This window comes from Psittacicella hinzii, from assembly GCF_003585935.1.
Lineage (GTDB): Bacteria > Pseudomonadota > Gammaproteobacteria > Enterobacterales > Psittacicellaceae > Psittacicella > Psittacicella hinzii.
This window is the reverse complement of record NZ_NRJG01000132.1, coordinates 1-3854: the sequence shown is the minus strand read 5'-3', so window position 1 is coordinate 3854 and position 3854 is coordinate 1. Positions and strand designations below refer to the sequence as shown.

Genomic DNA, 3854 nt, shown 5'->3' with positions numbered 1-3854 from the left:
TAATTAAGTAATTGTAACAGCTGTATATTATACACTTTATCTATAAATTTAGCAACTATTTAATTCAATCTTTAGGACTAAATATTAGATTAGGAGCAAATATGGAAATCTTGGATTGATAGCCAAGTGAGCAGCCTCAACGTATGATAAAATAAAAGCACCGGTTTACACATCATTCTAATGTGAAGACTAAGATTGTTAACATTTAATATTATTAGAATTTATGAAGCGTAAATACTTTGGTACTGATGGAGTACGTGGTAAAGTTGGTGAGAAAATCACTCCAGAATTTGCTTTAAAATTAGGCTGGGCAGCTGGTAAAGTTCTAGCTTCTCATAATAAAAATAGTAAAGTATTAATCGGTAAAGATACACGTATTAGTTGCTATATGTTAGAGTCTGCTCTTGAAGCTGGTTTTGCAGCAGCTGGTGTAGCTTCTTATCTTACTGGTCCAATGCCTACCCCAGCTATTTCTTATTTAACCAGAACTTTCCGTATGGATGCTGGTGTAGTTATTTCTGCATCACACAACCCATATTATGATAATGGTATTAAGTTCTTTAACTCTGATGGTACAAAACTACCAGACGAAGTAGAATTAGAAATTGAAAAATATCTAGAATTACCATTAGAATGTGTTGATAACGTCGCTTTAGGTCGTGCTAAACGTGTTGTTGACGCTGTAGGTCGTTATATTGAGTTTTGTAAAGCAAGTTTCTCAACTCGTTTTAGCTTAAATGGTCTAAAAATTGTTATTGACTGTTCAAACGGTGCAACCTATCATATTGCCCCTTCAGTATTCCAAGAGTTAGGTGCTGATGTTATTGCAGTTGGTAACCAACCAAATGGTATCAATATTAACGATAACTGTGGTTCAACTCACATTGACTTTTTAGTGAAAAAAGTACAAGACAACCAAGCTGATCTAGGTATTGCCTTTGATGGTGATGGTGACCGTGTAATTATGGTTTCTGGTAGCGGTAAGGTTGTAGATGGAGATCAAATCCTTTACATCTTAGCTGCTTACGAAAAAGCAACAAACCGTTTAGGTGACAAAGGTGTTGTTGGTACTTTAATGACTAATAACGGTTTAGTAACAGCACTGAAAAAATTAAATATTCCTCTAGATCGTGCTGCTGTAGGTGACCGTTATGTTCTACAAAAACTTTTAGATAATAATTGGTATCTTGGTGGTGAAAACTCAGGACACATTATTCATCTAAATAAAAACCAAACTGGTGATGGTATTATTGCAGCACTAGCAACCTTAAGATCATTAAGTCATTTTAATAAGACTCTTGATCAAATGATTGCTGAAGTTCCTTTATTCCCACAAGTGCTAATTAATGTTCGTATTGATAAGTTAGAAAGTGGGGTAATTGATAAACCATCAGTACAGCAATTATTAAAAGATTTAGAAGAAAAATTAAGTCCTGAAGGTGGTCGTCTGCTTTTACGTGCTTCTGGTACCGAACCGATTATTCGCGTAATGGTAGAACACCCAACGCAAGAAGTTGCACAAGCATATTGTGAACAAATTGTTGCAGAACTTAACAAATACCAAATCTAATTTGAATGAATAATTTTTTTAGAAGATTTAATCTGTGGTTAGAGAGAAATCCTTGGGGTAAAAGAGTACTTTTAGCTTTACCGGTGGTAGTATTGCTTTCTGCACTATTATCTTACTGTAATCAAGTTAAAGTGCCAGGTAATATAAGTAAAAATAGTAATTCGTTTGCAACTTTTGATCAAGCTCCATTTGCAAATAATGAGTTATTAAAAGGTATTACCTATAATTCTTTTGCTAATGAAGAAACAACTGCGAAAGCAATTCCTACAAGTGATATCGAAAATGCCATGACTAATGCTTGTAATGAAGTATTTGCGAGCAATAATATTGCCCTAGCAACTACAGGCATAGAAAACATAAACAAGTTTCTAACTTGCTTACGCTATGCTGGAGTTTATTCAGGTAAATCATATACAGATATACAAGCTACGAGCGCATTTGCTTATCCAAAAGAAGTAACAGTAAATCGTTTCTCTTCTCAAGGTGAAAACTTACGAGCAAGAATTATTAGTAATTACAAGCTTGATAAGTTTTCTTTACAAAATTTACGTGATGCTAGTTTTTATCACACGATTAGCAGCACTCAATTTACAGAAGCCTTAACACTATGCAAACTCTACTTAGAGTATGCTGGTGTAAGTGACTTTTTTGCAGAAAATAATAAAGATCTAAGTAGAAGTATTGCAGCATACGAAGCATGTGCCCTACTTGCGCTATACTATGGATCTTTATCTGATAATTCATATAAATAAGCGCTAAAATTAGCGCTTATTTTTTCATCTCCATAAGTATAAATTCTAGGGTGAGTGCTAGATGAAAGCAGCAAAATTTCGCAGTAACCCCAATGCTAATAAGAAGTTTGAAAGTAAGTCAGGTGATGATGCAATCACCTATATAGTCTATGACTATGAAACTTACGGGATAGATACTAAATCTACTGGTATCACACAATTAGCAGCTATGAAATTGGATAGTGAGTTTAAAGTTAGAAGTAATGATATTGCTTATAACTTTGAAACCGAAATTTATCCAGATAAAATTATTAATCCATTTGCCTCTATTAAAACTGGCTTTAAAATCAGAAAGAAAATAGATGTTGATGGTAGCGTAGATTACGAATTAATAGGTCGTTTAGCTACTAGTGCTAAGTTATCAGAAAAAGATTTAGCGTATAACTGGTATAGTTATCTAACTGCTAATAAGAATACGTGTATTCTAGGTTATAACAACCTAAATTTTGATGATAAAGTAACATCAAATTTATTCTTCCGTAATTTTATTAATCCATATAGCTGGTTTTTTACTAATGGTAATAGCCGTATGGATCTATATCATATTGTTATTGCCTATGCGTCTCTTTGTCCCAAAGCTTTACAATGGCATGTAAAAGAAGACGGTAAGTATTCGTTTAAACTTGAGGATATTTCTCGTGTAAATCGATTAATGCACGAAAATGCCCACGACGCTATGTCGGATGTTAAAGCATGCGTACAATTATTACGATTACTTAATGGTAAGAGAATAGATTTAGAAGAATTTACGGCTCAAGAGCAATCAAAATTATTTAATATCAATCGTAGTCCAGCAGAATGTTTTGAGTTTTTAGCAAAATTTAGAAGAAAAGATTTTGTTAAAACTTTTGTAACGTCACAGCGTAACTTCCGTTTTGTTTACTTTAATCCAGGATACGGCTCACGTGCGTATCATGGAGCTATGCCTGTAATTAGTTTAGATAATTTAGTAGGTTATAGTGATGCTAAACAAAGAGAAGTAATACTAGTAAATCTATTAGCTAATCCAGAAGACGTTAAAGAATTTTTCTCTTATACTCCAGAACAATTAGCTGACTACTTTAAACTAAGCGCAAAATATCGTAAGGTAGAATGTCCTCTTGTAATTGTTGAAGTTAATAAATTCCCATTATTTGCCGAATGGAAAGCTTGTTTCCAGAACGATCGCATTAACGGTGAGCAAGAACAAGAAAGAATGCAACAAAATATAGAAATTATCAATCAAGTTGATGATATGTATAATTTTGGGGCAACCATACGTAATGTGATGGGTGAAAGATTTGCTTCTCTTAGTCCTGAAGGCATTAGCTGTCAAGAACTGGTTAAAGAGGTCGAATTTCAAGATGAGGAGCAAAATACTCAAACTAATGAAGCAACTAAATTAACTAAGAGTTTTAAACTTTCTCATTATTTAAATAATGTAAATAATAAGACTATTTATTTACCTGATACCTTATTAAGCGAGAATACGTTTCTTCCAATAAGATATGCAG

The 3854-nt window shown here is 33.3% G+C and carries 2 protein-coding genes and 1 pseudogene; all 3 read left to right on the top strand.

Going from position 1 to position 3854, the window contains the following annotated elements; genetic code table 11:
* Positions 1–223 precede the first annotated feature (223 nt).
* A complete protein-coding gene (gene glmM, locus CKF58_RS06710; RefSeq protein ID WP_119532232.1) occupies positions 224–1570 on the top strand; it encodes a phosphoglucosamine mutase in 1347 nt (448 codons plus the stop codon).
* 5 nt (positions 1571–1575) lie between these two features.
* Complete coding sequence (locus CKF58_RS06705) at positions 1576–2322, top strand: hypothetical protein (protein ID WP_119532230.1); 747 nt, start codon at positions 1576–1578, stop codon at positions 2320–2322.
* Positions 2323–2383: 61 nt separating this feature from the next.
* A pseudogene (locus tag CKF58_RS06700) lies at positions 2384–3854 on the top strand (hypothetical protein); the annotation flags it as partial.